This is a genomic window from Nocardioides sp. NPDC004968 (assembly GCF_040608935.1).
In the GTDB taxonomy this organism is placed as follows: Bacteria; Actinomycetota; Actinomycetes; order Propionibacteriales; family Nocardioidaceae; genus Nocardioides.
This window is the reverse complement of sequence record NZ_JBEXJF010000002.1, coordinates 171,441-188,022: the sequence shown is the minus strand read 5'-3', so window position 1 is coordinate 188,022 and position 16,582 is coordinate 171,441. Positions and strand designations below refer to the sequence as shown.

Below are 16,582 nucleotides of genomic sequence, written 5' to 3'. Positions count from 1 at the left end.
CCCCAAGGAAAGGAGTTTCACCATGCACCAAATCCCACGTCTCGGGCGTCGGCTCGGCACGGTCATCGGCACCCTCCTTCTCACGGTCGCGGCCTCCCTCGCCGCGGTCAGCGTCACGGCCGCGCCGGCTCACGCCGACGCCTGCTACACCTGGAGCGGCACCCTGCAGCAGGGGTCCTCGGGCAGCGCGGTCACCCAGCTGCAGATCCGGGTCGCCGGATGGGCGGCCTCCGGCACCGTCTTCTCGATCGACGGCTCCTACGGCCCGGCGACGACGACCGCGGTCCGCAACTTCCAGGCCGCTTACGGTCTCTCCGCCGACGGCGTCGCCGGGTCCAACACGTTCAACAAGATCTACGCGCTCCAAGACGACGACTGCACCCCGGTCCACTTCGCGTGGAGCGAGGTCGACGACGTCTGCTACGGGGGCTGGCCGACGCCGATCTCCGGAGTGACGGTCGCACAGGTCAAGGCCAACCTGATGCAGGCGATGTGGCGAGCCGAGGCGATCCGGCACCGGCTCGGCGACAACCCGTTGCGGGTGACCTCGGCCTACCGCTCGAGGGCGTGCAACGACGCCGTCGGCGGCGCCTCCAACAGCAACCACCTCTACGGCCGGGCCATGGATCTGGTGCCCGGTAGCAGCGCGACGACCATGTGCGGCATCGCGCGTGCCTCACGCCAGTCGTTCCCGCAGGTGCTCGGGCCCGGCTACCCCGACCACAGCGACCACATCCACCTCGGCATCCAGTCGAGCGTCTTCCACAGCGCCTCGCAGTGCTTCTGACCCTCTCAGGGTGACTCGGTGAGCTGGTCGGGATCGGCATCGGTCCCGACCAGCTCGCGGAGCTTGTCGTTGACGTCCCAGATCCCGACGTTCATCCCGGCGGTGACGGTCGCACCGCGCCGCCAGTAGGCGATGAACTCGTCACCGTCGGTGTTGCCGCGGAGCAGCACCTCGTCCTCGGGCGCGGAGCGGCCGACGTACTCCATCGAGAACTCGAACTGGTCGGTGAAGAAGTAGGGCTGCCAGTCGTAGGCGCCGCCCTTCCCCAGCATCGACCGGGCCGCCAGCCGGCCCTGCCGGATCGCGTTGTCCCAGTGCTCGACCCGCAGCAGGCCGTGCACGGTGTGCTTCGCGAGCGCGGCATCGCCTGCGGCGAAGACCCGAGGATCAGACGTACGCAGCCCCTCGTCGACCACGATGCCGTCGCCGACCTCGAGGCCGGCGTCGGCGGCCAGCTCCGTGGCCGGTGCGGCCCCGACGGCGACGAGGACGATGTCGGCGGGGATCTCGCCGGCGCTGGTGCGTACGATTCCCGGCTCGATCGCCTCGACGGTCGTGCCGGTGTGGATCTCGACGCCGTGGCGGGTGTGGAGGTCGGCGACGTGCTCGGCGAGGACCGGGCCGAGGACGTTGAGGAGCGGCTGCGCGGCCGCCTCTAGCACGACCGCCTCCCCACCGAGCGCGGTCACCGACGCCGCGACCTCGAGGCCGATCCAGCCGCCACCGACCGTGACGACCCTGGTGCCGGGCTTGATCGCGTCCTTGAGGCGGCGGGCGTCCTCGACGGTGCGGAGGGTCGTCGCGTTCTCGATGCCGGGGATCGGCGGCGTCTTCGGCTCGGCGCCGGTCGCCAGGAGGAGCGTGCCGAAGGGCAGCTGCTCGCCGTTGTCGAGCGTGACGGTCCCGTTGTCCAGGTCCAGGGCGGTCGCGATGGTGCCGGTGAGGACGGTGACATCCTTCTCGGCGAACCACGCCTCGTCGTGGGAGAGCTTGAACTCCTTGGCACCGGAGAGGAAGTCCTTGGAGAGCTGCGGTCGCTCGTACGGCAGCTCCGGTTCCTTCCCGACCAGGGTCAGGCGGCCGGCGTACCCCTCGTCACGAAGGGTTTCGATGGCGCTGACCGCGGCAAGACCAGCACCGATGACGACGATCTGCTCAGTTCCCATGACGCCATCGTCGCTCGGAAGCGGTGAACTAAGAAGACCCGCGGACGGTCAGGGCGGGTTTCAGCATCACGCCGGGCGCGGCGTAGGACGGGGTGGCGAGCAGCTCCTCGAGCGCCTTGACCAGCTCGCGCGCGGCCTCCTCCAGCGGAGGACGTACGGACGTGATGCCCGGCGGCACCGTCTGAGCGACCTGGGAGTCGTCGAAGCCGACGACCGCGATGTCCTCACCGAGCCGCAGCCGTCGCTCGAAGAGCGCGTGGAGCACACCCATCGCGAGCGTGTCGGAGGCGCAGACGAGCGCGGTGGGCTCGGTCTCGTCGAGGATCGCGTCGGCGGCGGCCTTGCCCGAGCTGATCGAGTCCTCGGTGCGCGAGGCCAGGCCGGTGGTCGAGAGGCCGTGGGTGTGCATCGCGTGGATCCAGCCGCTTCGTCTCTCCTCACCCAGGAGCGAGTCCTTGTGCCAGCCGATCCAGGCGATCTTGGAGTGACCGCGCTCGATCAGGTGCTCGGTGGCGATCTCGGCGCCGTAGGCGAGGTCGACGTCGACCCACGGATGCTTGGCGTCGGGCTGGGTCCACGGGCGCCCGAAGGAGACGAACCGCGCCCGGCGCGACTGCAGCCAGGTCGTCTGCTGACCGCCGAGGTGGGTGTCGGTCACGACGAACGCGTCGACCGCGGTCGACCTGAGCAGCTCGTCGTAACCGTCGAGCGGGTCGGCAGGGTCACCGTAGAAGAGGAGCACGTGGTAGCCGGTCTCGGCCGCGGCCTCGACGAAGCTGTGCACGAACCGGTCCATCATCGCGTTGGCCGTGCCCTCCTGGAGGGCTGGCATACGCAGGCCGATCAGGTGGCTCGCTCGCGTGCGCAGGCTGCGCGCGGCGCGGTTGGGCTGATAGCCGAGCTTGTCGATCGCGTCCTGCACCCTGGCCAGGGTGTCGGCACGCAGCAGATCGGGGTTGTTGACCGCGTTGGAGACCGTCTGCCGGGACACGCCGGCCAACTCCGCGACGTCCGCCAGGGTCGGCGGAGCGGCCGAGATATGACCGCCGGAACGCGGCACCGCCACGCTCTGCCTCCCTTGATGCCGATGTGGAACTCTGGATCGTTCCAAGCCATGGTAACGAAGGCTGACCCCGCACGATGCTTTCGGTCCCATTCCTGTCGGTGCCTTGGTCTAGGTTGCTGGGCATGGCTACCGCTCGCTCGTCCAAACGCGCCACCTACCGCTGCTCCGAGTGCGGTTGGGAGACAGCGAAGTGGGTCGGCCGCTGCGGCGAGTGCCAGGCGTGGGGGTCGGTCGCCGAGGCGGCCGCCCCGATCGGACGTACGCAGGCGGCTCCGGTCTCCACCGCGGCGGTGCCGATCGGGACCGTGTCGGTGACCGAGTCGGAGCGGCGTACGTCGGGGGTGCCCGAGCTCGACCGGGTCCTCGGCGGCGGACTGGTGCCGGGCGCCGCGATCCTGCTGGCGGGTGAGCCGGGCGTCGGGAAGTCGACGCTGCTGCTCGAGGTGGCCGCGCAGACGGCGCGCTACGGACGCCGTGCGTTGTACGTGACAGGCGAGGAGTCCGCCTCGCAGGTGCGGCTGCGGGCCGACCGGACCAACGCGATCCAGGACGAGCTCTATCTCGCCGCCGAGACCGATCTCGGTGCCGTGCTGACCCACATCGAGGAGAGCCGGCCCGAGCTGATCGTGGTCGACTCGGTGCAGACCATCGGCGCATCCGGGGTCGAGGGCGTTCCCGGCGGGGTGACCCAGGTGCGCGAGGTGGCGGCAGCCCTGATCCGGGTGGCCAAGACCCGCAACATCACGACCGTCGTGGTCGGCCACGTGACCAAGGACGGGGCGATCGCCGGGCCGCGGGTGCTGGAGCACCTGGTCGACGTCGTCCTCCACTTCGAGGGCGCGCGCGACTCACGGTTCCGGATGGTGCGGGCGATGAAGAACCGCTTCGGCCCGATCGACGAGGTGGGCTGCTTCGACCTGTCCTCGGAAGGCATCGTCGCGGTCACCGACCCGTCGGGCCTCTTCGTGGAGACCCATCACGTCTCGGTCCCCGGCACGTGCGTCACCGTGACGATGGAGGGTCGCCGGCCGCTGCTCGCCGAGATCCAGGCGCTGACCGTGCTGGGCGCGGAGGAGCGGGCGAAGCGTACGACCTCGGGGCTGGACGGCTCCCGGCTCGCGATGATCCTCGCCGTGCTGCAGCGCCACGCGAGGGTCGGCCTCTCCGGTCGCGACGTGTTCGCCTCGACCGTCGGCGGGGCCCGGATCAGTGACCCGGCCGCCGACCTGGCGATGGCGCTCGCGGTCGCGTCGAGCCATACCGGCACGCCGACGCCACGCGGGGTGGTCGCGCTCGGCGAGATCGGCCTCGCCGGCGAGCTGCGCCGGGTGCGCGATCTCGACCAGCGGCTCTCCGAAGCGGCACGGCTCGGGTTCACCGTGGCCGTCGTCCCGGCCGATCCTGGGGCGCCAGTGCCCAACCGTCCCAATGAGCGGGAAGTCGACGGGATGCGTGTCTTTGAGGTGCACAGCATCAGTGGTGCGCTGGAATTCCTCCGCTTGGTGTGATCGGCTTGGTGACTCGTGGCCGAACGTTCTCGGCATTACGGTTGGATCCACGGTTAGAATCACCTCATCCCACTCCGAAAGGAATCTCGTGCCCGCCGACCGCACCGCGGACTCCATCCGACTGCGCGAGACGCTTGCTCTGATCGCGCCCGGGACACCGCTGCGTGACGGGCTCGAGCGGATTCTCCGCGGCCGCACCGGCGCACTGATCGTGCTCGGCTACGACAAGATGGTCGATGGGATATCGACCGGTGGCTTCACCCTCGACGTTCCGTTCACCTCCACCGGCCTGCGTGAGCTCGCCAAGATGGATGGGGCGATCATCGTCGACGACTCGCTGAGCCGCATCGTGCAGGCCGCAGTCCACCTGATGCCCGACCACACCATCCCCTCGACCGAGACCGGCACCCGGCACCGCACCGCCGACCGGGTCGCGAAGCAGACCGGTCACCCGGTGATCTCGGTGTCCCAGTCGATGCAGATCATCGCTGCGTACGTCGGGCAGACCCGCCACGTCCTCGAAGACTCCGGCCAGATCCTCTCCCGTGCCAATCAGGCGCTGGCGACCCTGGAGCGCTACAAGCTGCGCCTCGACGAGGTGGCCTCCACCCTGTCGGCGCTCGAGATCGAGGATCTGGTGACCGTGCGCGACGTGGCCGTCGTGGCCCAGCGCCTGGAGATGGTCACCCGCATCGCCCGCGAGATCGAGGACTACGTGCTCGAGCTCGGCACCGACGGCCGGCTGCTGTCCCTCCAGCTGGAGGAGCTCATCACCGGCGTCGACGCTGAGCGCGAGATGGTCATCCGCGACTACCTCCCCCGCGGCCGTCGCGCCCGCAGCCCCGAGGAGCTGCTGGCCGAGCTCGAGGCGCTCAACTCCGCCGAGCTCGTCGACCCCGCCGCCACCGCCCGGGTCCTGGGCCTGACCACCTCCGACGCTCTCGACGGCGCCGTCGCCCCGCGCGGTTACCGCCTCCTCGCGAAGGTCCCCCGCCTCCCACCCGCCGTCGTCGACCGCCTCGTCGACCACTTCGGCACCCTGCAGAAGCTCCTCTCCGCCAGCGTCGACGACCTCCAGGCCGTCGAGGGCGTCGGCGAGCTCCGCGCCCGCTCCGTACGCGAGGGCCTCTCCCGCCTCGCCGAGTCCACCATCCTCGAACGCTACGTCTGACCCTTCGCCGAGGCGTCAGCTACGTCGGCCGAGGCGGCACGCTCGTGCCATCTCGGCCGACGGGAGTGACGCCTCGGCTGTTAGTTGACCGGGGAGTCGGGCTCCGTACGCGACAGGGCGGTGCCCGGCTTGTAGAGGCCGAAGGTGGCCGATGACGGTTCGCCACCGAGGGCGGAGGCGACGATCACGAAGAAGTTCGGCTTCACCCACGGGCCGTGGCCGGTGCACTCGCCGGCGACGACGCGGCGGCCGGTCCAGGTCAGGGGCAGGGTGGTGACGACGTCGCGGCGTACGACGATCTCCTTGGTCGGCACCGCCTTGGCGCAGTCGACCGTCGACCAGACCAGGTCGCCGCCCTTCTGCGAGATGCGCACCTGAAGCGCGTCCGCGGACAGCTTCCAGGTGCACGCAGACGCCTTCACGGTGCGCAGCTGGAGCGGGATGGTCACGTTGTCGTAGGAGTAGGCGTCGGTGACTGCCGGCTCGACGACGATGTCGGAGGGCGAGCACTCGCCGGTCGGCTCCGGCGGCGCGCTGCTCTTCGGCTTCTTGGGCTTGTTGTTGCCGCCCGCGTTGCCCGCCTTCTTCGACGGCTTCGCACTGGGCGTCGGGGTGACCGTCACGGTCGCCGTGGGCTCGTCGGCCACGGGGGTCGCGGTGTCGTCCGCGCCGTCGGAACCACTGAGGAAAAACCGCGAGATCCCGACGATCAGGAGCAGGACGATGCTGAGCACCGCCAGCCGCCGGCGCCAGTAGACCGAGGCCGGCAGCCGTCCTCCAGTCCTTCTCGAGCGGGCCATAGGCGACACCGTAATGATCCGGTGCCCAGGTTTCGGGGTGCCACTCCGTGGCAATACCTGTCGCACGGCACAATCTGGGTGTGACAGTTCTCCACGACGCCGTCCTGGACTGGTACGACGCCAACGCCCGCGACCTCCCGTGGCGGTCCGCGACCGCGACACCATGGTCGGTGATGGTCAGCGAGTTCATGCTCCAGCAGACCCCGGTCTCCCGCGTGCTCCCCATCCACGAAGCCTGGATGGAGCGCTGGCCGACCCCGGCCGACCTGGCCGCGGAGCCGACCGGCGAGGCCGTACGCGCCTGGGGCCGTCTCGGCTACCCACGCCGGGCGCTGCGGCTGCACGCGGCCGCCACCGCGATCGTCGAGCAGCACGGCGGCGAGGTGCCGGCCACGTACGACGAGCTGATCGCGCTCCCGGGCGTCGGTGACTACACCGCGGCGGCGATCGCGACCTTCGCCTACGGCAAGCGCCACGTGGTCCTCGACACGAACGTACGCCGCGTCTTCGCCCGGACGCTGAGCGGCGTCGAGTTCCCCGCGCAGTCGGTCAACAAGGCCGAGCGCGAGCTCGCCGCCGGCGTACTCCCGCAGGACGAGCCGACCGCCGCCACCTGGTCGGTCGCGGTCATGGAGCTCGGCGCCCTCGTCTGCACCGCCGCCAACCCGTCCTGCGCCCGATGCCCGGTCGCGGACCAGTGCGCCTGGCGCGCGGCTGGCCACCCGGCGTACGACGGACCGCCTCGCAAGGTCCAGACCTGGGCCGGCACCGACCGTCAGTGCCGCGGCCGCCTGATGGCCGTTCTCCGCGACGCCGACTCCCCCGTCCACCGCAGCCGTCTCGACGTCGTCTGGTCCGACGAAACCCAACGCCAACGGGCTCTGGAAGGCCTCCTGAAAGACAACCTGGCCACCGAGGTGGAACCAGACTTCTTCGCCCTCCCCTAACCCCGCCGAGAAGTCGTTTTCTGACAGCGAAAGGTCACTTTTTGAAGCGCTGGAAGAGAAACGACGCCGAGTGGCCAGAACTTCTGACCACTCGGCGTCGATAACTGACTTCTCGACGTCAGAAAGTGACGTCTCGGGTTACTCGCCTTCGGCGGGCTTCGGCTTGTCCACCGTCGTCGGCTCGTCCTGGTCGGGGAGCTCGATATCGGAGACCGTCGCACCTTCCAGCGGAGGTACGTCCGGGACGACGGAGCGCTTCTGGCCCTTGAAGGTGAACTGCGCGGCAGGACCCTCACCCTCGACGTCGACCAGCACGATCTCGCCGGGGCCGATGTCGCCGTAGAGCATCTTCTCGGCGAGCACGTCCTCGAGCTCGCGCTGAACCGTGCGGCGCAGCGGACGAGCACCCAGAACCGGGTCGAAGCCGCGCTCGGCGAGCACCTTCTTCGCGGCCGTGGTGAGCTCGATGCCCATGTCGCGGTCCTTGAGGCGGATCTCGACGGCGGCGATCATGTTGTCGACCATCGCGACGATCTGCTCCTGCGACAGCGGCGGGAACACGATGACCTCGTCGACACGGTTGAGGAACTCAGGCCGGAAGTGCTGCTTGAGCTCGTCGGAGACCTTGGACTTCATCCTCTCGTAGGAGCCCGCGACGTCGCTGGCCTGGGAGAAGCCCAGGTTGACCGACTTCGCGATGTCCCGCGTGCCGAGGTTGGTGGTCATGATGATCACGGTGTTCTTGAAGTCGACCACGCGGCCCTGGGAGTCGGTCAGGCGACCTTCCTCCAGGATCTGCAGCAGCGAGTTGAAGATGTCCGGGTGAGCCTTCTCGACCTCGTCGAAGAGGACCACGGAGAACGGCTTGCGGCGCACCTTCTCGGTGAGCTGGCCACCCTCCTCGTAACCGACGTAGCCCGGAGGCGAGCCGAAGAGCCGCGAGACGGTGTGCTTCTCACCGAACTCCGACATGTCGAGCTGGATCAGCGCGTCCTCGTCACCGAAGAGGAACTCGGCGAGCGTCTTGGACAGCCACGTCTTACCGACACCGGAGGGACCGGCGAAGATGAACGAACCGCCGGGGCGCTTCGGGTCCTTCAGGCCGGCACGGGTGCGTCGGATGGCACGGGACAGCGCCTTGACCGCCTGGTCCTGCCCGATGACGCGCTTGTGGAGCTCGTCCTCCATGCGCAGCAGTCGAGCGGACTCCTCCTCGTTGACCTGCACGATCGGGATGCCGGTCGCGACGGCGAGGACCTCGGCGATGAGCTCCTCATCCACCTCGGCGACCTCGTCCATGTCGCCGGCACGCCAGGCCTTCTCACGCTCGGCCTTCTTGGCGATGAGCTGCTTCTCCTCATCGCGCAGACGGGCCGCGGCCTCGAAGTCCTGGCCGTCGATCGCGGCCTCCTTGCGCTGGCGCACGTCGGCGATCTTGTCGTCGTACTCCCGCAGGTCGGCGGGGGCCGTCATCCGGCGGATGCGCAGGCGCGAGCCAGCCTCGTCGATCAGGTCGATCGCCTTGTCCGGCAGGAACCGGTCGGAGATGTAGCGGTCGGCCATGGTGACCGCAGCGACCAGGGCCTCGTCGGTGATCGTGACCCGGTGGTGGGCCTCGTAACGATCGCGGATGCCCTTGAGCATCTCGATCGCGACCGCGATCGTCGGCTCCGGCACCTGGATCGGCTGGAAACGACGCTCGAGAGCGGCGTCCTTCTCCAGGTACTTCCGGTATTCGTCCAGCGTCGTCGCACCGATGGTCTGCAGCTCACCACGAGCCAGCATCGGCTTCAGGATGCTCGCCGCGTCGATCGCGCCCTCGGCCGCACCGGCACCGACGAGCGTGTGGATCTCGTCGATGAACAGCACGATGTCGCCGCGGGTCTTGATCTCCTTGAGCACCTTCTTCAGGCGCTCCTCGAAGTCACCGCGGTAACGCGAACCGGCCACGAGCGCGCCCAGGTCGAGCGTGTAGATCTGCTTGTCCTTGAGCGTCTCGGGAACGTTGCCCTTGACGATGTCCTGGGCCAAGCCCTCGACGATCGACGTCTTGCCGACGCCGGGCTCGCCGATGAGGACCGGGTTGTTCTTCGTACGCCGCGACAGCACCTGCATCACGCGCTCGATCTGGCCTTCGCGACCGATGATCGGGTCGAGCTTGCCCTCGCGGGCGTCCTGGGTGAGGTTGCGGCCGAACTGGTCGAGCACGAGGCTGGAGGAAGGCGCCTCGGTCGAGGTCGTGCCTGTCGACGCGGTCGCGCCGGAGGTGCCGGCCTGGCCCTCCTTGCCCTGGAAGCCCGAGAGCAGCTGGATGACCTGCTGGCGGACCCGGTTGAGGTCGGCGCCGAGCTTCTGCAGCACCTGGGCGGCGACGCCCTCGCCCTCACGGATGAGGCCGAGCAGGATGTGCTCGGTGCCGATGTAGGAGTGGCCGAGCTGCAGCGCCTCGCGCAGGGACAGCTCGAGCACCTTCTTGGCACGCGGCGTGAACGGGATGTGTCCGGACGGTGCCTGCTGGCCCTGGCCGATGATCTCCTCGACCTGGTTGCGCACCGCCTCGAGCGAGATGTCGAGGGACTCGAGGGCCTTGGCAGCGACGCCTTCTCCCTCGTGGATCAGGCCGAGCAGGATGTGCTCGGTCCCGATGTAGTTGTGGGAGAGCATGCGGGCCTCTTCCTGGGCCAGCACGACCACCCGGCGGGCTCGGTCAGTGAACCGCTCGAACATGTACGCATCTCTCCTAAGAATTCTGGGGCGTCACCAAGATTCAACCCCGCAGACAGCCTACGCGTTCCCGACAACACAACGCAGTCCGTGCGCTGAGAGCGAACACGCGTTCCGTACGCCGGACAGACGCCGGGTCACAGCCGACCTCACACAAAGTCGGCTGCCGCGCCCCGGAGGGCGCGACAGCCGGACGTTCGGTGCGGTGAGACCGGTTTGTCAGTGAGCCGCTTCGAAAGCCGCTCGGACGTCGGCCGGAATGCGACCACGGTCGGGAACGGTGTAACCGTTGGCCTTCCCCCACTCGCGCATGACCTTCGGGGTCGAGCCACCGGCGGCGGGCGCCTTCTTGGCGCTGCCGCGACGGCCGCTCACCTTCTGGGCATGGCCGACGAAGAGCGCGAGAGAATCACGAAGCTTTGCCGCATTGGCATCGCTGAGATCAATCTCGTAGGACGTGCCGTCCAGGGCAAAAGACACCGTCTCAGCAGCTTCCGAGCCATCGATGTCATCCTCGAGGATGATCTGAACCTTCTTAGCCATGTTCCTACCTTCACTGCTCTTCTTCACCCGGAAACGGGCCGAATATAGCCATCGCCGTTAAGCGAGATGCCCATAGCATTACATACGATCCGGATGAATCAACAGGTCGGCATACTGAAAAGACTAACGAACGGCATTTCGCTGGAATATGAGTTCCAGTCCTTGCATCGTCAGCCACGGAGAATGCGCCGAGAAGCATTTACTCTCGTCGAGAACGAACTCAGCCAGATAGCCGGTCGCAATCACGGTCACTTCCTCGGCGGAGTCACCCAGCTCGGCGATGATCCGAGCGACCAGACCTTCGACCTGCGCGGCGACCCCGAAGACCATTCCGGACTGCAGCGCCTCGACCGTGTTCTTGGCGATCACCGACCGCGGGCGGGCGAGCTCGACCTTGCGCAGCTGGGCACCGCGCCGCCCCAGCGCCTCCAGCGACAGCTCGATCCCGGGCAGGATCGCGCCACCGACGTACTGTCCCGCGGCGTTGACCACGTCGAAGGTCGTCGCCGTGCCACCGAAGTCGACCACGATCGCGGGGCCGCCGTGGATCGCCATCGCCGCGACCGCGTTGGCGATCCGGTCGGTGCCGACCTCGCGCGGGTTGTCCATGAGGATCGGGATGCCGGAGCGTACGCCGGGCTCGACCACCACGCTCTCGATCGAGCCGAGATGGCGGGCGATCATCTCGCGCCACTCGTGCAGGACCGAGGGCACCGTCGCGCACACGACTACGCCGTCCACATTCGCCACCAACGTGTCGCCGAGAATTCCCCGCAGCAGCGCCCACCACTCGTCGGCGGTCCGGTGCTCGAGCGTGGAGACCCGCCAGTCCGCGGACACGACGCCGTCGGCTATCAGCCCGATGACCGTGTGGCTGTTGCCGATGTTGACAGCGAGCAGGGACATGACGGGACGCCTCAGCCCTCGGACAGGTCGAAGCCGATGTCGAAGACCTTCACCGAGTGGGTCAGCGCACCGACGGAGAGATAGTCGACACCGGTCTCGGCGACCTCGCGGGCCCGGTCCAGGGTCAGCCCGCCGGAGGCCTCGAGCACCGCACGCCCGGCGGTGATCTCGACGGCTTCCTTCATCGTCGCGGTCGACATGTTGTCGAGCATGATCCGGCCGCAACCGGCGTCGAGGAGCGCCTTGAGCTCCTCGAGGGTGGTCACCTCGACCTCGATCGGCACGTCCGGGTAGGCGAACTTCACGGCCTCATAGGCCTGCACCGCGCCACCCGCGGCGACGATGTGGTTGTCCTTGACCAGCGCCATGTCGGAGAGCGACATCCGGTGGTTGGCGCCGCCGCCACAACGTACGGCGTATTTCTCCAGCGCCCGGAAGCCGGGCAGCGTCTTGCGGGTGTCGAGGACCTGCGCGCCGGTCCCTTCCAGCGCCTCGGTCCAGGCCGCGACGCCGGTGGCGACGCCGGAGAGGTGAGAGGCGTAGTTGAGCGCCGTACGCTCCGCGGTCAGCAGCCCGCGGGTCGGCCCGGCGATCCGCATGATGACGTCCCCGGCCTTCACCTTCGAGCCGTCCTTGACGCGGTCGGTGACCGTGACCGAGTCACCCATGACGTACGCGAAGACGAGCTCGGCCACGCCGAGGCCGGCCACGACACCCTCCTCACGAGCGGCGAAGACGCCGATCCCGGTCGAGTCGGGGGCGATGGTGGCCACCGAGGTGACGTCCTCGCTGGGCATCTCCCCGGGAGCGGACGTGGGCAGGTCCTCGTCGAGAGCGAGCTCTACGGCGTCGTAGACCTCGCCGGCGTCCAGGCCGGCCTTGGTCAGCTCGTCGCGCAGCGGCTGCGGGATCTCGTCGAAGGGCACGCGTCGGATGGTCATCAGGCTCCTGCCAGGTTTGACTGGGTTGACTGGGTTGGTTGGGACGGGGTCTGGGACGGGTCGGTCGCTGGGGCCGGGGTGAAGATGGCGACAGTCTCGCCGTCCCGGAGTCTCAGGTCGAAGTGGCCGGCGAACTCGGCGTCGTCGCGCTCGGCGAAGTCCTCGCGCCAGTGGGAGCCGCGGGTCTCCTCGCGCAGCAGTGCGGACGTCGCCAGCGCGAGCGAGACGGTCAGCAGATTGGTCGCCTCCCAGGCGGCCGGGTCGATCTCGGTCGCCGGGGTGCCCCCGAGCTGCTCGAGCTCGTCGATCGCCTCGGCGAGACCCGTCGCGTTGCGGAGGACGCCGACCTTGGTCGTCATGGTCTCCTGCAGTTGCTTGAGCGCGGTGCCGGGGACGAGCGCGCGCCCGGTGCCGGGACCAGGGGCCGGATCCTCCAGCTGCCGCAGCTCGCCGGGCAGGACCTCGGCGATGCGGCGCGAGAAGACCAGCCCCTCGAGCAGCGAGTTGGAGGCGAGCCGGTTGGCGCCGTGGACACCGCTGCAGGCGACCTCGCCGGTGGCGTAGAGCCCGGGCACGTCCGAGCGGCCCCACAGGTCGGTGCGTACGCCGCCCGAGGCGTAGTGGCACGCCGGGGCGACGGGGATCAGATCGACGGACGGGTCGACGCCGTGCTGTTCGCAGGAGGCGAGGATGTTGGGGAACCGTTTCTCCCAGAACTCACGACCGAGGTGACGGGCGTCGAGCCACATGTTGGGGTGTCCGGTCTCCAGCATCCGCTTCATGATCGCCTTGGAGACGATGTCGCGCGGAGCCAGGTCGCCGAGCTCGTGCACGCCCTCCATCAGCCGGTTGCCGTCCCAGTCGACCAGGAAGGCGCCCTCGCCGCGTACGGCCTCGGAGATCAGCGGTTGCTGACCGCGGGAGTCCTCGCCCAGATACATCACGGTGGGGTGGAACTGGACGAACTCGAGGTCGCGCAGGGTCGCACCGGCCCGCAGCGCGATCGCCATCCCGTCGGCGGTGGCGACGGCGGGGTTGGTGGTCTGCGAGAACACCTGGCCGAGACCGCCGGAGGCGAGCACGACAGCACGGGTACGCACGATGCCGACGCCGTCGGCATCGCCCTCGCCCATCACGTGGATGGTCAGGCCGGCGACACCGCCGTCGGTGGCAGTCAGCAGGTCGACGACCATCGCGTGCTCGAAGACCAGGATCTCCGGCGCCCGCCGGACGGCCTCCATCAGCGCGCGCTGGATCTCGGCACCGGTCGCGTCGCCGTCGGCGTGCGCGATCCGGTCCCTTCGATGGCCGCCCTCACGGGTGAGCGAGAGGTTGCCGGAGGGGTCCTTGTCGAACTCGGCACCCCACTCGATCAGCTCGCGGACCGCCTCGGCGCCCTCACCGACCAGGACGCGTACGGCCTCCAGGTCGCACGCCCCGGCGCCTGCCACGAGCGTGTCGACCTCGTGCTGAGCAGGGGTGTCGCCCTCGCCGAGAGCCGCCGCGATGCCGCCCTGGGCCCACTGCGTCGAACCGGCCTTGAGCTCGTCCTTGGTGACGACGGCGACCCGCTCGACCTGGTCCTTCAGCCGCAGCGCCGCGGTCAGCCCGGCGATCCCCGAGCCCACCACGATCACGTCTGCCCACTCGGTCCAGCCCGGATCGCGGGCGGAGAGCAGCTGCATGTTCATAGCCGCACGCTACTGCGTGAGAACGAGCGGCCCACGCATCTGGTCGGTCCCTGGAACCGGCTCGCTCCTGTCGGAGCCGAGCGCGATGATGTGGTTGACCTCGTCGACGTGCACGACGTGCGGCTCGAAAGCCTTCGCCTCCTCGGTGGTCATCTGCGCGTACGCGATCAGGATGACCAGGTCGCCGGGGTGGACCAGATGGGCGGCGGCCCCGTTGATACCGAGTACGCCGCTGCCGCGCTCGCCCGCGATCGTGTAGGTCTCCAGGCGGGCACCGTTGGTGATGTCGACGATGGAGACCAGCTCGCCGGGGAGGATGTCCGCGGCGTCGAGGAGGTCGGCGTCGACGGTGACCGAGCCGACGTAGTGGAGGTCTGCCTGGGTGACCGTGGCGCGGTGGATCTTGCCGGTCATCATGGTGCGCAGACGAGTCATCGGGATGCTCCGATCGTGAGGCTCATGTTGTCGATGAGTCGAGTGGTGCCGACGCGGGCGGCGACGAGGATCCGGGCTTCGGTGGCCGGCTCCGGGTTGGCGGGCAGCTCTGCCAGCGCGGGGTCGGTGACCACGAGGTAGTCCACGTCGACCCCCTTCGCCCGACGCAGCTCGGCGCGTGCCGCCTGGAGCGCGGCCTCGACTCCGTGGGCGGCCTCGCGCTGGGCGGCGTAGAGCGCCCGCGACAGGGTCGTCGCCTCCTCCCGCTGCTCGGGCGAGAGGTAGCGGTTGCGCGAGGAGAGCGCCAGACCGTCGGGCTCGCGCTGCGTGGGCGCGCCGACGACGTCGACGCCGAGGCACAGGTCGGCCGACATCCGGCGGATCAGCGCGAGCTGCTGGTAGTCCTTCTGACCGAAGACGGCGACATCGGGCTTGACCAGCCCGAACAGCTTCGCGACGACGGTGAGCACACCGCCGAAGTGGCCCGGCCGGGTCTTGCCCTCGAGCACGTCACCGAGGTCGCCGGGGGCCACGGTCACCTGCGGCAGCCCGCCGGGATAGACCTCGTCCACCGACGGCGCGAAGACGACGTCGACGCCCTCACGCTCGCAGACCTCGAGGTCGGCCTCGAGCGTGCGCGGGTAGCGGTCGAGGTCCTCCCCCGCGCCGAACTGCAGCGGGTTGACGAAGATCGAGACGACGACGGGGCCGCCGCCGACCCGCTCGCGGGCGACGCGCATCAGCGACGCGTGGCCCTCGTGGAGCGCACCCATGGTGGGCACGAACCCGACGGGAGTGCCCTCGCGACGGGCGGGGTCGAGGAGCTTTGCGAGCTCTTCGCGGGTCGATGCCAGTTCGCTCATCACTGGTCCCAGGTGTGGATCGGACGCGGGAGGGGCTGCACAGCGGCCTTGTCTGCATCATCGAGCAGGTTCTTGATCTTGAGCGCCCGGATGGGCAGAAGCCGCCCGTCGGAGACGGCCCGGTCGAGCGTGGCCCGCGCCATGGAGACGTACGACGCCAGGGTCTGCGGAGCGTTGGTGCGGATGTCGTCGAGGTGGGCGGCCACCGTGCCGACGTCGCCGCGGACGATCGGACCGGTCAGCGCGGCGTCGCCGTGGTCCAGGGCGTTGTCGAGGGCGGCCGTCAACAGCGGCCGCAGCGTGCCCGCGGGGTCGGTGGCGCCGGCGGCGGCGAGGATCTCCATCGCCTCGGTGACCAGGGTGACCAGGTGGTTCGCGCCGTGGGCGAGCCCGGCGTGGTAGAGCGTCCGCATCTCCTCGGGCACCCACATCGGCTTGCCGCCGAGATCATGGACCAGTGCTTCGGCGAAGGCCCGGTCGGCGGGAGTGGCGGCGGTCAGGCCGAAGACGCAGCCGGTGAGGCGGGCGAGGTCGACCGAGGTGCCGGAGAAGGTCATCGCCGGGTGGACGGCCATCACGTGGGCGCCGATCGCGGCGGCCGGCTCGAGGATCGCCAGGCCATGGCGGCCGGAGGTGTGCGCGACGTACATCCCGGGCCGGATCGCGCCGGCGTCGGTCATCGTCTTGACGACGTTGCCGAGCATGTCGTCGGGGACGGTGAGAAGAAGGAGGTCGCACGCGCGAGCGACAGCGGTCGGCTTCTCGACCGGGACCCCCGGGAGAAGCGCGGCGATGCGCGCGCGAGAGGCATCCGACTCTCCCGCGACAGCCACGATCTCGTGACCCGCGGACTGCAGCGCGGCTGCTAGGACGGCCCCGACGCGACCCGCGCCGACGACGCCCACCCTGAGTGGGTTCATGGTTGTAGACCTTTCGTTCCAGTCCCTCCGACCACTCCCCCTTGTGAGCGGAGCCGGGATGGGTACCAGACGTTGTGCCTGTCTCCTCGGCCACCGTGACCGAGCAGTAACGCT

The 16,582-nt window shown here is 69.3% G+C and carries 15 protein-coding genes; 4 read left to right on the top strand and 11 right to left on the bottom strand.

Annotation, left to right across the window (positions count from 1 at the left end; all coding sequences use genetic code 11):
- Nucleotides 1-22 precede the first annotated feature (22 nt).
- A complete protein-coding gene (locus ABZU72_RS03390) occupies nucleotides 23-787 on the top strand; it encodes a M15 family metallopeptidase (RefSeq protein ID WP_355017501.1) in 765 nt (254 codons plus the stop codon).
- A 5-nt stretch (nucleotides 788-792) separates the two neighbouring features.
- Here ABZU72_RS03390 and ABZU72_RS03385 read toward each other — a convergent pair whose 3' ends face one another.
- A complete protein-coding gene (locus ABZU72_RS03385; protein WP_355017500.1) occupies nucleotides 793-1,953 on the bottom strand; it encodes an FAD-dependent oxidoreductase in 1,161 nt (386 codons plus the stop codon).
- A 28-nt stretch (nucleotides 1,954-1,981) separates the two neighbouring features.
- Nucleotides 1,982-3,019 carry a LacI family DNA-binding transcriptional regulator gene (locus tag ABZU72_RS03380; RefSeq protein WP_084100324.1) on the bottom strand — a complete coding sequence of 346 codons (1,038 nt, stop codon included), beginning with the start codon at nucleotides 3,017-3,019 and terminating at the stop codon, nucleotides 1,982-1,984.
- Nucleotides 3,020-3,141: 122 nt separating this feature from the next.
- On the opposite strand from ABZU72_RS03380, the gene radA reads away from it, so the two are divergent.
- Both radA and disA read left to right on the top strand, forming a co-directional pair.
- Nucleotides 3,142-4,527, top strand: a complete 1,386-nt coding sequence (radA, locus tag ABZU72_RS03375) for a DNA repair protein RadA (RefSeq protein ID WP_355017499.1) — start codon at nucleotides 3,142-3,144, stop codon at nucleotides 4,525-4,527.
- 88 nt (nucleotides 4,528-4,615) lie between these two features.
- Entirely contained in the window at nucleotides 4,616-5,698 is a 1,083-nt protein-coding gene (gene disA, locus ABZU72_RS03370; RefSeq protein WP_355017498.1) for a DNA integrity scanning diadenylate cyclase DisA, read from the top strand.
- An 80-nt stretch (nucleotides 5,699-5,778) separates the two neighbouring features.
- Here disA and ABZU72_RS03365 read toward each other — a convergent pair whose 3' ends face one another.
- Nucleotides 5,779-6,498 carry a hypothetical protein gene (locus ABZU72_RS03365; RefSeq protein ID WP_355017497.1) on the bottom strand — a complete coding sequence of 240 codons (720 nt, stop codon included), beginning with the start codon at nucleotides 6,496-6,498 and terminating at the stop codon, nucleotides 5,779-5,781.
- An 80-nt stretch (nucleotides 6,499-6,578) separates the two neighbouring features.
- Here ABZU72_RS03365 and ABZU72_RS03360 point away from each other — a divergent pair, with 80 nt between their 5' ends.
- Nucleotides 6,579-7,445 (top strand): A/G-specific adenine glycosylase, encoded by an 867-nt coding sequence (locus ABZU72_RS03360; RefSeq protein ID WP_355017496.1) that lies wholly within the window; start codon nucleotides 6,579-6,581, stop codon nucleotides 7,443-7,445.
- A 138-nt stretch (nucleotides 7,446-7,583) separates the two neighbouring features.
- Here the strand turns inward: ABZU72_RS03360 and ABZU72_RS03355 are convergent, their stop codons facing one another.
- The 8 genes from ABZU72_RS03355 to ABZU72_RS03320 all read right to left on the bottom strand — a co-directional run bounded on the left by ABZU72_RS03355 (nucleotide 7,584) and on the right by ABZU72_RS03320 (nucleotide 16,468).
- Nucleotides 7,584-10,172: an ATP-dependent Clp protease ATP-binding subunit gene (locus ABZU72_RS03355; protein WP_355017495.1), complete on the bottom strand. Its 2,589-nt coding sequence runs from the start codon at nucleotides 10,170-10,172 to the stop codon at nucleotides 7,584-7,586.
- Between the two features lie 216 nt (nucleotides 10,173-10,388).
- Nucleotides 10,389-10,712, bottom strand: a complete 324-nt coding sequence (locus tag ABZU72_RS03350; protein ID WP_141801691.1) for an Lsr2 family protein — start codon at nucleotides 10,710-10,712, stop codon at nucleotides 10,389-10,391.
- Between the two features lie 123 nt (nucleotides 10,713-10,835).
- Nucleotides 10,836-11,618: a type III pantothenate kinase gene (locus ABZU72_RS03345; protein ID WP_355017494.1), complete on the bottom strand. Its 783-nt coding sequence runs from the start codon at nucleotides 11,616-11,618 to the stop codon at nucleotides 10,836-10,838.
- Between the two features lie 11 nt (nucleotides 11,619-11,629).
- The gene (gene nadC, locus ABZU72_RS03340) at nucleotides 11,630-12,559 is read right to left on the bottom strand and encodes a carboxylating nicotinate-nucleotide diphosphorylase (RefSeq protein ID WP_355017493.1); all 930 of its coding nucleotides are present in this window, start codon (nucleotides 12,557-12,559) and stop codon (nucleotides 11,630-11,632) included.
- Nucleotides 12,559-14,250 carry an L-aspartate oxidase gene (locus ABZU72_RS03335; RefSeq protein ID WP_355017492.1) on the bottom strand — a complete coding sequence of 564 codons (1,692 nt, stop codon included), beginning with the start codon at nucleotides 14,248-14,250 and terminating at the stop codon, nucleotides 12,559-12,561. The genes nadC and ABZU72_RS03335 overlap by 1 nt, the downstream gene beginning before the upstream one ends.
- A 9-nt stretch (nucleotides 14,251-14,259) precedes the next feature.
- A complete protein-coding gene (gene panD / locus ABZU72_RS03330) occupies nucleotides 14,260-14,685 on the bottom strand; it encodes an aspartate 1-decarboxylase (protein ID WP_355017491.1) in 426 nt (141 codons plus the stop codon).
- Complete coding sequence (panC, locus tag ABZU72_RS03325; RefSeq protein WP_355017490.1) at nucleotides 14,682-15,548, bottom strand: pantoate--beta-alanine ligase; 867 nt, start codon at nucleotides 15,546-15,548, stop codon at nucleotides 14,682-14,684. The genes panD and panC overlap by 4 nt, the downstream gene beginning before the upstream one ends.
- Nucleotides 15,548-16,468 carry a DUF2520 domain-containing protein gene (locus tag ABZU72_RS03320; protein ID WP_355017489.1) on the bottom strand — a complete coding sequence of 307 codons (921 nt, stop codon included), beginning with the start codon at nucleotides 16,466-16,468 and terminating at the stop codon, nucleotides 15,548-15,550. The genes panC and ABZU72_RS03320 overlap by 1 nt, the downstream gene beginning before the upstream one ends.
- Between the last annotated feature and the right edge of the window lie 114 nt (nucleotides 16,469-16,582).